Here is an 18,915-nt window from a genome sequence, read left to right as displayed (position 1 = left end):
TCAAATCTTCATCGACTTTTCCTTGTTCTCTGGATTTTGCTTGCTGCGGAAGTACAGATACAGCACATAAAGGACGAGCAGAGTAACTAATGCAATCAGTATCAGCATGCCGTACTGGTTAATGAGCGCACCGATCTCAAGAATATGATCTCCAAGCGTTCTGCCTATCAAATAATAAACTAGAGTCCATAGAAAGGCAGATGGATAGGCGAAGGCTGCAAATCGGCGGTACGACATGGAGTTCATGCCCACGACGTACATCGTAACATGCCTCAATATGGGCAGACATAGACTGAGGCTGATAGCGAAGCCACCATATTTGACAACCCATTTTTCAGAAATTGCGAAGAAACGCTCAGTTTTCTCCGTTCTTCTTAAGCTTTTAAAGATACTGGTTTGTGTTAAGTACCGTCCGACGACATAACCCACAGTCATGGCCGAACAGATTCCCAGGGCTGTCGCCAAAAAAGCAGGCACCTCGATCAGAACTCCTGAAGCGCCAAGCATACCTGCTGTCATGACGACGACTTCGTTGGGAATCGGAAGACCAATCAAGCCAAGACATAATACGAGGAATAAGGCAAAGTATCCAATGCTTCCTATGAGGTCTAATAAAATTTCATAGCCCATTTGATATAAACATCCTATCTTGTTCCAAATTGTAAAACAAAGGGTATACTCATTATATTATACGGGCCTTGATGATCTCCATACCGCCTGAATTAAGAGATTCGGGCTGCTTCGTATAGGCAGCGAGGCTTCCCCGGAACAGCTCTTGCAGCATATCCGCATCTTCAAAATCCGATGGTTTAACAAAGTGAGGCGGCTTCCGAACAGGAGAAACACCCGCCTGGCTGAGCACATAGGATACGAATTGAGAGCAAAAATACGCATTCTCCCTATGGAGCTCAATCTGCAGCATCACTCCGATTAATCCTAATAGATGATATTTGTAAGTATGCTGCTTGTTCATCATTTCCTTCACCAGGTGGTGCATGGTTTCATATTGTTCAGCTGTAACTTTCAGTCTAAATACCGCGCACTCAGAGGAGTGAAAGAAGGGCGAGCGATAATCCTCGCGGACGAGTCCGGCATTGAATGGATTGGCTGCGTTCTTGCGGCCAAAGCTGTATACTTCGTTCAGTTCAGCATCAAAAGCAATCGACGCATGGTTCAGCGGTGCTTTCGTATAATATTTAATCATTTTAGAAAAATACGTACCTGAAGAAGTCAGAACGATATAAATGTAACTATTCGCTGACATGTAACTTTTCCCCTCCAACAAATCGATAAACCCATTCTAGCTTGTTAGCAAGCAGTTATAAACGTACTGGGGTATTGTTTTGCATCTTGACTATAGTCTATATGAATCCTAGTCTTAAGACTAGGATTATTACAATATTGTCTTATTAACATGAATTTCAAGAAGTATGTGAATATGGGGGCAGTATCCATATTGTGATGTGTGTGGAGTGTATCTCTATGTATACGGTCATGGAAGGGATCCTATGCGTTAGAAGAGGTGAAATTCAGACTAAGCGAATACTGGAAAATAGAGACAAAATCCTAATATAACAAAGAGGATAGCGCTCCCGGTTCTAGGGAGACTATCCTCTTTGTACTGAAGGGCTATACTGGACAGAGCTTACTGTTTACTCGCCTGATAGCTGGCAAGGAATTCTTTAACCTTAGCCGAATCAGCTACTAGCTCATTTCCAGTCTTCACAAGCGGACTTACCGTTGACGAAGCTTTGATTTTGTTTCCATTATAGAAGGCAAGAATCTCATCTTGATTAATGGAATAAAGTACGGCTTTTCTCAAATCTTCACTCTCTGCTACATCTCGTCCCTTTGTATTGAACAAGAGGTAGCTTACTCCGTTGCTTTCCATCGTTTGAAGCTTGAGCTTGCTGTCTTGTTCTACCAGATCATATTTCGTTTCTGGAACACCGTAATACATATGGATCTCACCACTGCGAAGAGCAGAGAGAGCACTGTCAGCGTCTTTAATGAACTTCACGATCACCGTTGAAATCTTAGGCTCATGCTCAGTTCCGGTCATATAGCCCGGGTTTTTGTAGAATACAGCTTCGTAGTCATTCTTGTAGGACAGAATGTAAGGACCACTCGCATATAGTGTATTGTTGTACTTGTCGCCTTCGGTTACTGTGTTTTGATCACCATAAGGAATATCCTTGTTAACGTCGAAGCTTGCTACATCATAAGTGTTGATGCTCTTCACTTGCTTCTCGGACACGATTCCTGCGGATTGGTGAGCCAGATAGTTAAGAACCTGAGGGAAAGGCTCTGTAGTCGTCAGCTTCACAACTTGATACTTGCCTGCTTTGTTATCTGCTTGTGTTTTGTCAGCGACAAGCTCTGTAATTTGTCCGTCAAGGCCAGTCTCAAGTGCTTGCTTCACGCTGTCTCCGCTGCCTGCTTGCTGTACAGCGTCAAGTGCAGCCAGATCGGTCACGATCTCAACATCTTGAATGTGCTCATGCAGAGAGTAGGTGCGGTGATCCGGAACGGAGTTAGGATCCTTAGCACGATTCAGAGAGAATACAACATCCTCTGCTCCGACGCGCTCTCCCGAATCTGCAGCTTGCTTATCCGTAATTTTGGCAAAATGGATATCGTCACGCAGTACAAAATAGTATTCTGAATTTCCTTCAGCAATGACATTGTTTAAGGACAATGAGCCTTCTGAAGTAATTTGGTCATCGTCTGTCAGATTGACAAGACGAACATACATATTGGTATTCAATGCGTTGATTGAACCGTCATTCCCCTTAATTGGATCCAGTGAAGTCAGAGTGGAGATGGATTGTGTAAGGAGCAGCGGGTCTGTGTCACGCTTGCTGGTATCATTGAAGTCAATGGATTCCCATACCTGAGAACGGGACTTGGACAGTCGGACGGTATCTGCATTCAGAACGTCTTGGTTAATACCTTGGCTCTTCAGAGAGATGTAGAGCGGTGCGATATAAGCTTTGTCGAAGACCAGATAATCTTCAAGAGCTTTGTACGTCGCCTGATATTCATCAGGTGCTTGTGTACTTGCTTCATCAATTAATTTGTCGACTTCGGGATCTGCCATGATGCTGTAATCTCCGCCGCTCTTGAACAAAGAGCGGACAGCATAATCCGGATTCCCTGTGACCGTAGTCCAGCTGGAGAGGGCTACATCATAATTGCCTGCATCCTGCTGAGCTTTGAAGCTGCCGTAGTCTGGCTGCAGATTCAGCTTGACGTCAAATCCGTTCTTCACGAGCTGATCGCGAATAATATTGACATCGGATTCATTGGCACTGGTAGCAAGCAGCTCGATTTGAACTGCACCGGCTTCGGGCGTTTGTTCGTTAGCTGTAGGTTCATTTTGCTCCGCAACATCCGATTTCGTATTGACAGAGCATCCTGCTACAACCATAACGAGTGCAAGCAAGAGAGGCAGTAGACTTTTTTTCATGGGAAAATTCCTCCTTATAATGTATGAATGAACATGATGGCTTTAATCAAGCTTGGGATCAAGGGCGTCACGCAGTCCGTCTCCCAAGAAGTTGAACGACAAGACAAGCGCAACGATCGCTAGACCTGGGTAGATGGCGAGATAAGAGTGAGATTCAAGATAAGTACTGCCCACCTTCAGAATATTGCCCCATTCCGGAATGTGAGGCTCCACGCCTAATCCCAAGTAACTTAGACTACTTGTTGCAATAACAGCTCCGCCGATCGTAAGTGTCGACTTGACAATCATAGGCGCAAGCGAGTTTGGTACAATGTGCTTGAAAATGATAGACAGGTTGCTTGAGCCAAAGGCACGGGCAGCATCGACATACTCGAAATTCGATACCATGAGTACGTTAGCGCGCATCGTTCTTGCGTAGGTCGGTATCGAACCGACACTGAGTGCAATGATCAAGTTCGTTGTGTTTGCACCAAATGCAGCGATGATGGCGATGGCCAGCAATATACCGGGAATAGCGTACAGAACGTCCAGTAAACGCATAATCACATTGTCAGCACGTCGACCATAATAGCCTGCTAGTGCTCCAAGTATTCCGCCTATAATAACCGGAATTAAGGTAGACATGAAGCCTACGATGAGCGATATTCTTGCGCCGAATACGATACGGGAGAACAAGTCTCGTCCGAAATGATCGGTTCCCAAGGGATAGCTCAGACTTGGTGTCTGCAAGATAGCGCTGTAATTGTTCTCGATGGCCATATCATAGTCAAATGTGAAATAGCTGCATACCGATATGGCGAACATTAGGATGATAAAAAATAGACCCAGCATCGAAGTCGTATTTTGCGTAATTTTTCCCCACACGCGTTCCCACTTGCCGGAAGTTACCGTATAAGAGCTGCGTACTTTAATCAGCAGACTCACACCTAACAGTAAAGCAAACAGGTTGCCTGTAATGCTCGTGATGATCAGTGGAACTGCGATGTAAACCATCCATTTTGGTGCCTGATCATAGCTGACATATCTCGCTGTCAAGCCAAGGACGATGAGATCGAATAGAAGGACGACCGCAAGTACAAACATGGCAGGAAGAAATGTGTCGGATACATAAGGCTTAAATAGATTCAACGCAGATAGTACAATGACAAACAGCTGAGTAAGAAGTAGGTATACGGCGAGTGTATACTCGGCGGACTTTTTCTTCTTAATCAAATGGAATGCGGAAGCGACGATAAAAATGTTGCCTGTCGCAACGGACAGCAGCTGCACATATCCCAGCGCTCTTGTAGAGCCGCGGATCTCGCCATGCTTCATCAGATCTTTCCTTATAAGAACAGTGATGATGATCTGCAGAATTGTAAACAGGCCATAGGCTGCAAAAGCAGTGAAGCCAATAGTCTGTATACTGCCGGTGCCCCAATCGAAACTGTTAAATAGAAAGATCAGCGTAAGAGCAAGAGAGACAACCCATGTAAATTGAGATTGTACATATTCGGTAGATAGTTTAAGCTGTCCGGAACGAGAAGCATGCTTTAATACCATGGACATAAGAAGCACCTGCTTTAATATTGTTTCATTCTGGATCTGATCCGAGGATCAAAGAACGCATACAAAATGTCGATAATGACATTAACGATGGAGATCGTGATTGCGGTGTATACGACTCCCCCTAGAATACCAGGGATATCAGGTATAAACTGCTTATCGACGATGTAGCTTCCGATACCGCTGATGTTAAACACTTTCTCCGTTACTGCAGCACCGCCGAGCATTCCGCCAAACTGAAGCCCAATGACCGTAATGATCGGGATAATGGCATTGCCCACGGCATGCTTCCAGAGTACGGCTCTTCTACTAAGTCCTTTTGCTTTGGCTGTAGTAATGTAATCCTCGTGAATGACTTCTAATGTAGAAGAACGGGTCATTCGAGCAACGGCGGCGGTAAGGCCGGTACCGAGCACAATGGTCGGCATGATGATCGAAGCTGCATTCTCAGGATTAAAGGTGGCGGGAAGCCAGCCCAGCTTAATTGAGAAGTTCATTATAAAGATGAGCCCTTGCCAGAAGTTCGGGATGGACAGACCGATCAGTGCGACGAACATAAAGGTGTAGTCAAAAAAGGAATTAGGCTTGGTTGCTGAAATTATGCCTACAGGAATCGCAATGATGATGGCCATAAGAAGTGATATCAGGGTCAAAGTAAGTGTAATCGGAAATTTACGTGCGATACTCGACGCTACATCTTCATTGCCGGTGTAGGAAGTACCGAGGTCAAACAACGCTATTCCCTTCAGATTGTTCCACAGCTGTGCGAAATAACTCTGATCCAGACCGTAAATGTGATTAAAATTCGCGATCTGCTCCTTCGTCGCCCCTTCGCCGAGAATGTTGGCAGCCGGATCGAAAGGAGATAGGTACAGGATTGAAAATACTGCAATGGTGACTCCTATGATGACGAAAAAGCTCATGATCAGTCTCTCAAAGATATACTTCACGTAGGGGTTGCTGTACAGAAGAATAAGTATGTACATCAATAGTCCTGGAAGTAATGAAATACCAAGGAACAAAGGCTGCTGCAGCCAGGACTGAAACCTCTGATGATAGCTTCGCTGATCCAGACCAAGGGCTCTTCCTCGTTCTTCAGCCTGGAGCAATACTGCGGACTGGAAAGATTCCTCTGTCCATTGTTCAGCCTCTGATTCAAGCTGTGCTGCTGATACCTTCTGATTGAAAAAAGCATGCTTGCGCTCCAGCTGGGTTATGTATTTTCGTTTCAATTCATCCCGGTCGCCTGAAGCGATCAGCTCTGTTCTAATTTGCTCCATGAGTGAAGAGGAAGATTGTTTGCCTCTCCGAGACCAATGAATGAAGAAAGTGACCAAATGAACAGGCAGTCCCAGGATGATCAGTGCCCAGGCATACAAGGGGCGATGCAGCATTTTGCCATAGGCTTCACTGATAATATCTGAAAAACGGAAATGCACAGGTGACTGGGAAGGTTCCGGTGATCTCGCAATTTCCATATCGTTTACCTCCTTTCTAAAGAAATTGCATTATTCCGATCAATATAGTATATTTTATTTGCGGTTTAGAACCTTGTCAATCACCATAGTGACAAAATTTACATAAGGTCAATTCATTTATCAATTTCATAACTCTCAGATGTTAAGAGATTGAATTCTATTCATTAACTTTATAAGCAGGTGAACATCGTGGAGACTATTTTACAGGTTCATAATTTGCAAGTATCCTTCCGATCACAGGAACGGGAATTTGATGCAGTTAAAGGGATCAGCTTTGATGTGAAGAAGGGAGAGACCCTGGGAATTGTCGGTGAATCGGGAAGCGGGAAGAGTGTAACTGCCCGCTCGATCATGAGGCTGCTGCCATCACCTCCTTCCCGCATGAAGGATGGGGAGATTTTGTTCCTGGGTCAGAATTTGGCTCACAAATCGGAGAAGGAGATGGAATCGATCCGTGGAAGAGACATCGGCATGATTTTTCAGGACCCGATGACCTCTCTTAATCCAACGATCCGGATTGGCAAGCAAATTGCCGAAAGTCTGATCAAGCATCGGAACATGTCGAAGAAGGAAGCGAAACAGGAAGCGATCGAAATGCTGAAGCTGGTCGGAATTAGGGAAGTAGAGGCAAGGTATAATCAGTATCCTCATGAATTCTCGGGAGGGATGAGACAGCGTGCGATGATTGCCATCGCGCTTGCATGCAGACCTTCATTACTGATTGCGGACGAACCGACGACGGCGCTGGATGTTACCATTCAGGCCCAGATCTTAAATGTCATGAAGCATATGCAGGAGAAATTCGGAACCTCTATTATACTGATTACTCATGATTTAGGCGTTGTAGCCGGAATGTGTGATCGTGTCGTGGTGATGAAGGATGGAGAAATTGTAGAGAAGGGAACGACAGCGGAAATATTCGAGCAGGCTGATCACCCCTATACTTTGAAGCTGCTGAATGCATTGCCAAGACTGGATGAGAAGAAGAAGCCGAAGCCGGCACCTCAGATTATTACTCCATTTCGCAATGAACCTCTGCTGGAGGTGAATGGGCTTAAACAATATTTTGATCTTGGCAAAGGAAACGTAATTAGAGCCGTTGACGATATCAGCTTTTACGTTAAACCAGGCGAGACGCTTGGGGTCGTTGGTGAATCGGGTTCAGGCAAATCAACGACAGGAAGAGCGATACTGAGACTGCATGAGCCGACGGCAGGTGAAGTGCTGTATCAAGGCATGCCCGTCAACCGATTAAAGGCCAAGGAAATGAAAATGATGCGCCGTCACATGCAAATGATCTTCCAGGATCCCTATGCGTCTTTGAATCCGAGATTCAAAATTGTCGATATTATTGGTGAAGCAATGGATGTACATGGTCTCAGCGGCAGCAAGGAAGCTCGTAAGAAGAGAGTAGAGGAGCTGCTGGATATGGTCGGCCTCGACCCGGCATATGCAGATCGCTACCCGCACGAATTCTCCGGCGGACAGCGGCAAAGAATCGGAATTGCACGTGCGCTTGCGGTCGAGCCGAAGTTTATCGTCTGTGATGAGCCTTTATCTGCTCTGGACGTATCGATCCAATCTCAAGTAGTGAAGCTGCTCGAAGAGCTGCAGCATAAGCTTGGGCTGACTTATCTGTTCATTGCCCATGATCTATCGATGGTTAAGCATATTAGTGACAGGGTGGCTGTTATGTACGCCGGGAAGATCGTGGAGCTTGCTGAAAGTGAGGAGCTGTACTCCAATCCGCAGCACGAATATACGAAGTCTCTGCTTGCTGCAATCCCTGTGCCGGATCCCAAGGTTGAAGCCCAGAAGACAAGAAGACTCCTGGAAGAGCAGACAAGTGAGGATAGGTACAATTTGCGAAATTCGCAGCTGGTTGAAGTGTCAAAAGGTCATTTTGTTGCTATCTCTGCAGGTTAATAAATTGAATATTTACAGCGAAAAAACTGTCTTTCAAAATAAGACGGTTTTTTTGTTTTTGTAAGTTGATTGATAAAAGATATATGAAATCCGTCACGAAACAACAAAATGCTGCATAATTCTCCGGGATGAGCTTGTTAAATTGATCTGTATTTTACATAATGTACGATATTTTTTATTAATCAAATGATAGAATAAATTGCTAGATACCAAATATTTACTATTAGGAGGAGAAGGATGAGAGAAGCTTCGGGATGGATCAGACGCAGCAGATGGTTTAAAGCGGTTACCGCATTATCCCTTGCGGCTACTATTCACACAGGATGGGGGATTGACGTTCCTTCCGCTCATGCAGAAGGTCCTGCGGATCCGGCACCATTTATCAACGCAAAAGTTGTTAACGAGAATGCCGGGAAGAAAATATTGTTTGATAATACGCATGCACAGACGGCAGGTGCGGCAGATTGGGTAATTGACGGTGGTTTTTCCGATTTTGGCAATGCTTTGGCAGCCGATGGTTTCTATGTCAAAGAGCTTCGCAAATCCACTCCGATCACACTAAGCGACTTGTCTGATTACGATGCATTTGTCATCGCAGAACCGAATGTCCCTTTCAAACAAAGTGAACAAGCAGCCATGGAACAATATGTAGAGCAGGGCGGAAGCATCTTTTTCATCGGTGATCATTATAATGCAGACCGTAACAAGAACCGCTGGGATGGCTCTGAATCCTTCAACGGGTATCGGAGAGGCGCATGGACAGATCCCGCCAAGGGAATGAGTACTGAGGAGAAGAACTCGGCCGCTATGCAAGGCGTCGTTAGTTCGGACTGGCTGTCGGATCATTTTGGTGTCCGCTTCCGCTATAACGCACTTGGCGATGTGGATGCGAATGTCATTGTGGAACCAGAACAATCCTTCGGCATAACTGAAGGGGTAGACTCTGTAGCGATGCATGCGGGCTCCACGCTTGCTATTACTGACCCGGAGAAGGCAAAGGGCATCGTGTACGTGCCTGAGACGAATGAGGCATGGGGCAATGCAGTAGATCAGGGCGTATACAATGGCGGCGGCATTGAGGAAGGACCTTATGTGGCCGTATCTAAAGTAGGCGAGGGTAAAGCAGCCTTTATAGGTGATTCCTCACCGGTCGAGGACGCCACACCGAAGTATGTTCGAGAAGAAACAGGAAGCAAGAAGACGACGTATGATGGCTTCAAGGAGCAGGATGATGCCGTGCTGCTGGTGAATTTGATGAATTGGTTGACTGATCAAGAGAGTTATCCGGATCTGACAGAGGTATCCGGTCTTGAGCTCGATCAGCCGACAGAGCTGCTTGCTTTTGAAGAACCGGCTGCATCAACGGAGCCTCAAGCAGAGCCTTGGTCTCAACCTGCAGCAGGCTATAAGTGGTGGGATCCATCGACGTTCAAGCCAGGATCTTATGGAAGCACAACTCCAGCACCGTCGAACCCGGCTTACAGCTTTGTTCACCAAGACGAGCTTCCGAATGCAGAAACGTTCCAGATTCGGGTCGTGATCAACAATCTTGCGCCGAACAGTACGGTATCAGGATATAGTGCAGGAATTTATTTAGCAGGCGGAACACAGGTTGCGAAGGTGCAAAATGAGAATGGCACGTGGCCGAGCGCATACGGCTATAGTCAAGCCTTCAGTGTAACGGCGAATAGTCAAGGCACGGCTTACAAGGATCTGACTGTACAGATCAAACCGGGAACGACAGGTGCTGCGAACTTGAGACTTAGACTAAATGGCTCCAACCTTCTGACTTCCCCGGTGACGATTGCGAATGTATCCGCCGAACCGTTACCCGATGAAGAAGAGGAGTCTCCCCAGATAAGCTTAATTCCGATCAGTGAAGCACGTCTCCAGCCTGAAGGCACTGTGGTCAAAGTTGAGGGTGTAATTACAACTCAGCCCGGTGCATTTGGCGGTCAGGCGTTCTACATTCAGGATGAAACAGCAGGCATTTATGTTTACCAAACACAAAGCGGCTTCAATACAGGTGATAAGGTGCAGATTACTGCACCTTTAACACTGTATAATACTGAGCTTGAGCTGGCGGATGTTGTCTCCATTGAGAAGACAGGCACCGCTGATCTTCCACAATCCAAGGAAGTGACAGCTATCAATGATAGTAATCAAGGTCAGCTAGTTACATTAACGAATGTAACCATTCAGAACATTATTACGGCTGCTCCAACGGGGTCCTTTGAATTTGATGCCGTTTCAGATCAAACGAATCATATTCGGGTAGATACAAGAACAGGACTAAGTCTCGAAGAGTTCCCTTATCAGGAAGGCGACCAAGTCAGCATTACCGGAGTTTCTGCTATTTTTCGTGGAAATTATCAGTTAAAGCCAAGGGGGATGGAGGATATTGTTCCGGCGGAAGAAACGGAAGAGCCTCAAGAGCCTGAAGAACCAGAGGTTCCAGAAGAACCGGTACTTGCTGACGGTGTGCCTGGACATGCTGCACTGACGAGCAATCACGGATACACTGGGCTGAGAAATGGGAATTATGATGTAACGATGAATTTGTGGTGGGGAAACAATGCAACAGAGTACAAGCTGTATGAGAACGGTGAACTCATTGATCAGCAGAAGCTCAGTGACAAGTCTCCGGAGAGACAAACAGCAACGACCTCGATTACGGGCAAAAGCAATGGTACGTACGTATATACTTACGAGCTGACGAATACTTATGGAACGACTACAGGCTCCGAGCTTGTTGTTACGGTGACTGATGCGAATCCAGGAAAAGCAGTACTCTCTAACGACAACTGGGATCAAGATGGCAACTACTCCGTATTCATGAACTTGTGGTGGGGAACAAATGCTCACACTTATCGCCTATATGAGAACGGAGAGCTCCTCGAGACTACAACACTTGTGCCGAGCTCTCCTAATGGTCAGCAAGCGGTGATTGCCATTCAGAATCGCGCTGCCGGAACCTATGAATATGTTGCGGAGCTGGTTAACGATGCCGGAGTTACTCAAACAGACAAGATCGTTGTAACGGTAAAATAATAGGTTTACAATCCATAGATATTAGATTAATATTATTTTTGTAATTGAATAGAACGTGAATTTGACCCCACTTTTATTGTTTTCTGGATTCTAAAACAATAAAAGTGGGGTTTTTTATGGAGGTTAACAGCTTTGTTTCAACTTATGAAGAACTCGTTTTATGTGGTTTTGGCAGCTTGCTCGTTTGGAATTTTGTCGAGCATCGTTAAGCTTGCCTACCAGCAGGGGTTTACATTCCAGGAGGTGACCCTTGGGCAGTTTGGATCAGGCTGGCTGATCATGCTGATTCTCATGCTTATGTTCTCCAGGAAAAAGGTGAAGCTGGGACAATTTATTCGACTCGCCGGTGTGGGGGCATGCACTTGTTTGACAGGAGTGTTTTACTATTTGTCGTTGCAGAGTATTCCTGCGTCGATCGCCGTGGTGCTGCTGTTTCAATTTACTTGGATAGGGGTCGTCATAGAAGTCATCACAACACGGCGAAGGCCTTCGAAAGCAACAGTCATATCCATTCTGTTATTGTTCTTGGGCACCGTACTGGCTGGAGGTATTATTGGGGCGAATCCAATGGAATTGAGTGTGAAGGGGGTATTTCTAGGGCTCATGGCTGCGGTTATGATGGCGCTGTTCATATTTTTCAGCGGCCGGGTCGAGACAGCAGTGCCTACGATTTCAAGAAGCTTCTTCACCTCATCAGGGAGTTTGCTGCTCCTGCTGCTGCTTCATGTCACGATGTATGGTCCAGCAGATGTATTACAGGTTTCATTCGACAATGGTTTATGGATATATGGACTGATCCTTGGTATATTTGGCGTTGTCATACCGGTACTGCTGCTGGCTCTCGGTGCACCAAAGATTAGTATCGGACTAGCTTCCATTCTAAGTGCTGGAGAACTTCCTGTTGCCATACTTGCTTCGATATTGGTGCTTAATGAGAGGGTATCCGTCCTGCAATGGATCGGTATTACCGTCATTCTGATCGGAATCGCCTATCCTCAGCTCGCAGGCCGGAAGCGGCAGGAAGAGAGCGGAGGAAATCCAACTGAAAGCTACTCCTCATAAGGAGATTATATAATAAATGTAAAAAACCTTTGAGCGGTGTGATAGGTTCACACGGATCTCAAAGGTTTTTTTATGATAAGAATTTTACTTTGTAATGCTCTCTACAATGCTATCAACGATTTGGGTATTGGCCACCGTACCGGTGTAGAGCCAGCTTGTGTCAGCACTGAATTCATATACATTGCCATTCTTCACTGCAGGAATGTTCTTCCACAGAGGATCGTTTAATGCTTCGCCGCCTGCCCCTTTATCACTGTTGATCAGGAAAAGGTGGTCTGCGTCAAGCTCGGCCAGCTTCTCTAGTGAGATTGGCAGCCAGTTGCCAGTGCCGGTTGCTGAAATTTCCTTCACAACCTCAGGAACAGCTAGTCCAAGATCATCGTACATTACTGTTCCGCTGGAGAGGTCTTCGCTTACCATATAGAACTGATCGGATACGAGCCAGATGGCAGCAGCGGATTCTCCTGGTGCCGCTTCACTAAGCGCGGCTTTGGCTTCAGCCGCCTTGGCGTCATAATCATCAAGCGCTTTCTGTGCATCTTCTTCCTTGCCAAGCACTTCCCCGATCTTGAGAAGCTCATCTCTCCAATCATTGTTCTGTTCTGAACCAATAACATACGTTGGAGCGATCTTCGAATATTGCTCATATTTATCTCCGCTCGCCATATCAGCCGAATCGAGGATAATCAGATCAGGTTCAAAGCTTGCTACTTGTTCAAATGGAAGATCATGTGGAATAGTTGGAACATCTTTGAGCGAGCCTTGCAGGTAATCCTGAATACCGTTAGCTACAGACCACTGCGCTACTGGTGTTACACCGAGAGCAACCAGGTTGTCCTCTAGATAAGTCGCGAGTATACGCTGTGGATTTGCTGGGATGGTAACCTCGTGCCCCATGGCGTCAGTTACAGTTCTCTCAGCAGGCTCTTCTGCCGATTCCTCAACCTCGCTGGCAGGTGTTTCCGTCTCCGTCTGTGAAGCATTGTTTGGAGCGGTGTTACTATCTGTACCCGATTCACTGCTGCCACAGGCGGCAAGAAATGTGGACACGAGCAGTAAGCTCGCCAGAAGCGAGGCTATTTTCTTTTTGGATTTCGACATTTTGGTTCCCCCTAATTTATATGTAAATCACTATAGAATGATAACAATTCTCATTATCATATGCAATCTCTTTTTTTAATACAGAAAAAGGCAGCTATTTATATAGTAGAAACAACGCATAACTGAGCTGAAAATTGCAGTTTTTTTATCAAATTTCCGGTCGATGTCCATGTGCTTAAGCTTCTGTCTGAGGTAGGTCAAGGGTCGCAGTATATGAAAGCCATATTTTAGTCTTTAGGTGCGTCGGTTCGAACTGGAGTTAGGGATGTCCCATATAGACGTTCGCTGGAATTTGAGATGATGCCAATGAAAAATTGATGCCTATACATCCCCGTTTTAATCCCAATAAGTATAGATGCCGGAAGAGTAATTCGGACATAAAATTAGTGCTATTGTCAGGCATGTGATGTCGAATACGACAAGAAACGCGTGATTTTTTGATGGAAAATACCGGATAAAATCCATGGTTAGCAGCATAACGTAACCTTATAATGAGAACCGTTATCAACAAATTGATAATCATTCTCAATAAACAGAGGTGTTGTCGAAATGGCTTCAGCAAGCCTGTCAGGAAAAGTCGCTGTCGTCACAGGAGCAGCCCAAGGAATTGGAAAAGCGGTAGCAAAGGTGCTTGCTGCTGACGGAATTCAGGTTGCTCTAATTGATTATAATGCATCACAGCTTCACGATACCGTAAAGGAATTACAAAGGGAGGGCTATACTGCAGCGGCATTTCCTGCGGATGTGCGGGAGAGCAGCTCTGTCGATCATGCAATGCAGCAAATCATCCGGGAAATGGACCATATCGATGTAGCCGTCAATGTAGCCGGTGTCCTTGATATAGGACCGGTAGCTTTTATGGATGATGAGGATTGGCATCAGACATTTGCTGTTAACACACACGGGGTCTTCTATGTGAGCAGAGCAGCAGCGCGTCATATGATTCCACGGAAAACAGGCGTAATCATCACTGTCGGCTCCAATGCATATGCCATGCCTCGTGTAAATATGTCAGCCTATGCTGCATCCAAAGCAGCTGCAGCCCATTTTACGAAATGTCTCGGACTGGAGCTGGCTCAGCATGGAATCCGGTGCAACATTGTGTCACCGGGTTCAACGGATACAGACATGCAGCGAGGCATGTGGACTGATGAACTAGGGGCTGAAGCGGTTATTGGCGGTTCTCTGGAGAATTACCGGGTCGGCATCCCGCTCGGCAGAATTGCCGAAGCAGAGGATATTGCAGACACGGTTGCTTTTTTAATCTCAGATAAAGCGAAGCACATCACAATGTGTGAGCTCAGAGTAGATGGCGGCGCTACACTTGGTGTGTAGTGTGAATATATGAACGATTTAGGAGGCGGGGGTTAATGAGAACGGGTGTTAAAGAAGTCAGCCCTTCACAGCAGCTGTTAGAACAATATACACCGGGAGAGAGCTTCTTTTTTGCAACACATAACCACACTTTGTTAACAGAAGGCTGTGCTCTCCGGGTTCTGACGAATGGGGAAGTGAGGGATTGGAAAGAGCTGGCCGAACAAGCGACCGAAATTTTGCATATTCAAGAGCAATCAACCGGGAAGCCCTGCATTCTTGTCGGCGCAGTGCCATTTGACTGTAATGATCCTGTCCAGCTCTATATACCAAGTTCATTTAAGCAGGCAGAAGGCCTGACATTAACGTCTGAAACACCGCAGCACGAACTGAATATATCAGACTATACAGCAACGCCGGTTCCAGAGCCGGAGGTGTATCAGAAAGGGGTTGCCCGGCTGCTTGAACATATCCGACAAGGTCGTGTGAACAAGGCCGTACTTGCACGTTCCCTTCATTTGGTCTCTGATCAGCCAGTAGATGCTCGTATCTTGCTTCACCAGCTCGCTGCTCAGAATACAAGCGGGTATACGTTTGCTGTACCCATCGAGACTAAGCGGACGTCCCCAGCTAACGACGAGCACGAGGCATTGCGCATAGAATCAGGCACGACGCTATTAGGCGCTAGCCCTGAGCTGCTCGTCTCGAAGAAGGGACTTGAAGTGATATCCAGTCCGCTTGCGGGTTCTATACCACGCAGTGATGATCCGGAAGAGGATCGGAAGCGGGCTGCCGGATTAATGGAGTCGGTTAAAGATCTGCATGAGCATGCTTTTGTGACAAGAGCTGTTGCAGAAGCACTCAGACCCTACTGTAAACACCTTGAAGTTCCAGACAAACCGTCACTTGTTGCAACCGAAACCATGTGGCATTTGGCTACAACGATTCGAGGAGAGCTTCTAAGCCCGGATACCTCCTCCTTGGAGCTGGCTTATGCTCTCCATCCGACTCCTGCCATATGCGGAACACCGACGGATGAAGCAAGAGAGCTCATTAAGGAGCTTGAAGGATTTGACCGGGGTTATTATTCCGGAACGGTGGGCTGGTGTAATGCAGATGGAGACGGGGAATGGGCGGTCACGATCCGCTGCGCTGAGGTTGGAAAAAGATATATCAGATTGTATGCCGGTGCTGGAATTGTAGAGGGTTCGAGGCCTGAGGATGAGCTGCGGGAGACTTCAGCCAAGATGGGAACATTTCTTAAGGCAATCGGCTTTAAGAACGAAACCGAGACGATGGTGAACAAGGAGGGAGTTTAATGCTGGATGGCTTCACAGCTTGGCCGCAGGAGGCAGCGGATAAATACCGTCAAGCGGGTTACTGGCAGGGAATTACGTTTGGAGAAATGCTGAAACAGAGAGCTGCGGAATATGGAGATCATCTTGCCGTTGTCAGCGGTTCAAAAAGATGGAGCTATCGCGAGCTGGATCAGAAGGCTGATCGACTGGCTGCGGGGCTTATGAAGCTGGGGATTAAGAAGGAAGACCGTGTTGTACTCCAGCTGCCTAATATAGCTGAATTCGCACTGGTGATCTTTGCGCTTTTTCGAATGGGTGCACTGCCTGTGTTTGCTCTCCCATCTCATCGAAAGAGCGAGATCAAATATTTGGCCGAGTACTCTGAGGCTGTTGCTTACATTATTCCTGATAAATACAGCGGTTTTAACTACTGCAGCCTTGCAGAGGAGGTTGTTACCGAGCTGCCTTCATTGCAGCATGTCATCGTCGTAGGTGACCCCGGCTCATTTTTATCCTTTGAAGAGCTCGATCAGGAACCGCTGCCGCTGCCAGATGTTCGTTCGGGAGATGTGGCTTTTCTGCAGCTGAGCGGAGGAAGCACAGGGCTGCCGAAGCTGATTCCACGGACGCATGATGAATATATTTACAGCCTTCACGGAAGCGCAGAAATATGCGGCTTAAATGAATCCAGCGTATACATGGCTACACTTCCTGCTGCTCATAACTTTCCTCTGAGCTCTCCAGGAGTGCTGGGCACCTTGTATGCGGGAGGTCGAGTGGTCATGTCACCGGGACCGAGCCCGGATGAGGCATTTCGGCTGATTGAGCAGGAGCAGGTAACCATTACGGCTCTCGTTCCGCCGTTAGCCCTTGTATGGCTCGAAGCAGCGAAGACGCGTAAGGAGGATCTGTCTTCCCTTGAAGTATTGCAGGTGGGAGGAGCGAATTTTACGACAGAAGCTGCCATCAAGGTGAATGCGGCATTTGACTGTACGCTGCAGCAGGTGTTTGGGATGGCGGAAGGCCTTGTCAATTACACGAGACTTGATGATCCGGAAGAGCTTATTTTGTATACACAAGGCAGACCGATCTCTCCTGATGACGAAATTCGGATCGTAGACGAAGACGATGTACCGGTCGCACCGGGAGAAATCGGGCATTTGCTGACCCGCGGACCTTATACGATACAGGGTTACTACAAGGCGGATGAGCATAACAAGAAGGCCTTCACGAAGGATGGTTTCTACCGGACAGGCGATTTGGTTCGTCTGACGAAGGAAGGCTATCTCGTTGTCGAAGGAAGGGCCAAGGATCAGATCAATCGAGGCGGTGAAAAAGTAGCCGCAGAAGAGCTGGAGAACCACCTGCTGGCCCATGAAGGGGTATATGATGCGGCCGTTGTTTCCATGCCGGATGCTTTCTTGGGAGAGCGAACCTGTGCCTACATTATACCGAAGGATACCAAGCTGACCTTGCAGGACATACGCAGGTTTTTGCGTGATCGTGGAGTCGCAGATTACAAAATACCGGACCGCGTGGAGTGTGTCGAGTCTTTCCCGATGACTGCCGTGGGCAAAGTCAGTAAGAAGGCATTGAGAGAAAAAATTGCAGCAGAACTGAATCCATCTCATACATGACTAAGGTGAACTCGAAGCTATATAGTCAAAAAAATAACAACACGCACTTAGAAAGGATGAATCATCATGGCAATTCCGAAAATCCAAAGCTATTCTATGCCGGCAAATGCAGACCTTCCTGAAAATAAGGTAAACTGGCAGGTCGATCCCGCTAAAGCTGTGCTCTTAATTCATGATATGCAGCAATATTTTGTAGACGCATTTACGCCACAGGAGTCTCCTGTTACGGAACTTGTCACAAATATTACAAGACTCAGAGAAGCAGCTCATCAGCTCGGAATCCCTGTTATATATTCGGCACAGCCAGGTGGTCAGACACTGGAACAGCGTGGACTGCTTCAGGATTTCTGGGGTTCGGGCATTGACGACGGTTCAGAGCAGAAGCGGATTATTGCTGAACTGGAGCCGTCAGATCAGGATACCGTGCTCACCAAGTGGCGCTATAGCGCGTTTCAGAAAACAAATCTGCTGGAGCAGTTTCGACAAATGGGCAGGGATCAAATGATGATTACTGGCATTTACGCTCATATCGGCTGTCTCTTGACTGCTGCGGAAGCCTACATGCAGGAGATCAAGCCATTCTATGTGGCAGATGCAGTGGCTGATTTCTCTGAGGATTATCACAAGCTGGCGCTCAAGTATGCTTCCGAGCGTTGTGCAATGGTGGTGTCAACCGAGCAGCTAGTGGATGAATTGCAGGGCATACAAGCTCAGAAGAGCACTGTATCGGATAACCAATGGTCAACGGAACAACTGCGTAATCAAATTGCGAATCTTATGGGGATTGATAAATCCGAACTAAGTGACCATGAAGATCTGACCCTGCTCGGGCTGGACTCCATCCGAATAATGACATTGGTTGAGGAATGGAGATCCTCTGGAATGGAGATTACTTTTGTTGATCTATTGGACAAGCCAACGATTGCGGATTGGTCGGAGATGCTTACTGAGTTGGCAAGAGCACACGAGCTTGCAGAAGTTAACAAATCACTTCCCAATCTGGACTACATGCTGAAATAGGAGGGGATGGAGTT

13 protein-coding genes are annotated in these 18,915 nt (G+C 46.7%); 7 read left to right on the top strand and 6 right to left on the bottom strand.

Going from position 1 to position 18,915, the window contains the following annotated elements:
• The 5 genes from BLW49_RS01035 to BLW49_RS01015 form a co-directional block, all read right to left on the bottom strand.
• The gene (locus BLW49_RS01035) at positions 1-630 is read right to left on the bottom strand and encodes a DedA family protein (RefSeq protein WP_090722701.1); all 630 of its coding nucleotides are present in this window, start codon (positions 628-630) and stop codon (positions 1-3) included.
• Positions 631-682: 52 nt separating this feature from the next.
• On the bottom strand, positions 683-1,264 hold the full coding sequence (locus BLW49_RS01030; RefSeq protein WP_090722699.1) for a hypothetical protein: 582 nt from the start codon (positions 1,262-1,264) through the stop codon (positions 683-685).
• 381 nt (positions 1,265-1,645) lie between these two features.
• Complete coding sequence (locus BLW49_RS01025; protein WP_090722687.1) at positions 1,646-3,469, bottom strand: ABC transporter substrate-binding protein; 1,824 nt, start codon at positions 3,467-3,469, stop codon at positions 1,646-1,648.
• 42 nt (positions 3,470-3,511) lie between these two features.
• Positions 3,512-5,011 carry an ABC transporter permease gene (locus BLW49_RS01020; protein WP_076312491.1) on the bottom strand — a complete coding sequence of 500 codons (1,500 nt, stop codon included), beginning with the start codon at positions 5,009-5,011 and terminating at the stop codon, positions 3,512-3,514.
• Between the two features lie 20 nt (positions 5,012-5,031).
• On the bottom strand, positions 5,032-6,492 hold the full coding sequence (locus BLW49_RS01015; protein WP_083655675.1) for an ABC transporter permease: 1,461 nt from the start codon (positions 6,490-6,492) through the stop codon (positions 5,032-5,034).
• A 189-nt stretch (positions 6,493-6,681) separates the two neighbouring features.
• Here BLW49_RS01015 and BLW49_RS01010 point away from each other — a divergent pair, with 189 nt between their 5' ends.
• The 3 genes from BLW49_RS01010 (at position 6,682) to BLW49_RS01000 (ending at position 12,531) form a co-directional block, all read left to right on the top strand.
• Positions 6,682-8,418, top strand: coding sequence for an ABC transporter ATP-binding protein (locus BLW49_RS01010; protein WP_090722685.1), 1,737 nt, complete (start codon positions 6,682-6,684; stop codon positions 8,416-8,418).
• 237 nt (positions 8,419-8,655) lie between these two features.
• Positions 8,656-11,469 (top strand): DUF5689 domain-containing protein, encoded by a 2,814-nt coding sequence (locus BLW49_RS01005; protein WP_090722682.1) that lies wholly within the window; start codon positions 8,656-8,658, stop codon positions 11,467-11,469.
• 132 nt (positions 11,470-11,601) lie between these two features.
• A complete protein-coding gene (locus BLW49_RS01000; protein ID WP_090722671.1) occupies positions 11,602-12,531 on the top strand; it encodes an EamA family transporter in 930 nt (309 codons plus the stop codon).
• Positions 12,532-12,615: 84 nt separating this feature from the next.
• Here the strand turns inward: BLW49_RS01000 and BLW49_RS00995 are convergent, their stop codons facing one another.
• Positions 12,616-13,632, bottom strand: coding sequence for an iron-hydroxamate ABC transporter substrate-binding protein (locus tag BLW49_RS00995; RefSeq protein ID WP_090722669.1), 1,017 nt, complete (start codon positions 13,630-13,632; stop codon positions 12,616-12,618).
• Between the two features lie 549 nt (positions 13,633-14,181).
• On the opposite strand from BLW49_RS00995, the gene BLW49_RS00990 reads away from it, so the two are divergent.
• From BLW49_RS00990 to BLW49_RS00975, 4 genes are all read left to right on the top strand, one after another.
• Positions 14,182-14,967, top strand: a complete 786-nt coding sequence (locus BLW49_RS00990) for a 2,3-dihydro-2,3-dihydroxybenzoate dehydrogenase (RefSeq protein ID WP_090722667.1) — start codon at positions 14,182-14,184, stop codon at positions 14,965-14,967.
• 35 nt (positions 14,968-15,002) lie between these two features.
• Positions 15,003-16,265, top strand: a complete 1,263-nt coding sequence (dhbC, locus tag BLW49_RS00985) for an isochorismate synthase DhbC (protein WP_090722664.1) — start codon at positions 15,003-15,005, stop codon at positions 16,263-16,265.
• Positions 16,265-17,881 (top strand): (2,3-dihydroxybenzoyl)adenylate synthase, encoded by a 1,617-nt coding sequence (locus BLW49_RS00980; protein WP_090722663.1) that lies wholly within the window; start codon positions 16,265-16,267, stop codon positions 17,879-17,881. The genes dhbC and BLW49_RS00980 overlap by 1 nt, the downstream gene beginning before the upstream one ends.
• Before the next feature lie 66 nt (positions 17,882-17,947).
• Positions 17,948-18,901 carry an isochorismatase family protein gene (locus tag BLW49_RS00975; protein ID WP_090722662.1) on the top strand — a complete coding sequence of 318 codons (954 nt, stop codon included), beginning with the start codon at positions 17,948-17,950 and terminating at the stop codon, positions 18,899-18,901.
• Positions 18,902-18,915 lie beyond the last annotated feature (14 nt).

The organism is Paenibacillus sp. PDC88, from assembly GCF_900106725.1.
GTDB lineage: Bacteria > Bacillota > Bacilli > Paenibacillales > Paenibacillaceae > Paenibacillus > Paenibacillus shunpengii.
Note: the sequence above shows the minus strand (reverse complement) of the source record. Positions and strands in the feature narration are given on the sequence as shown.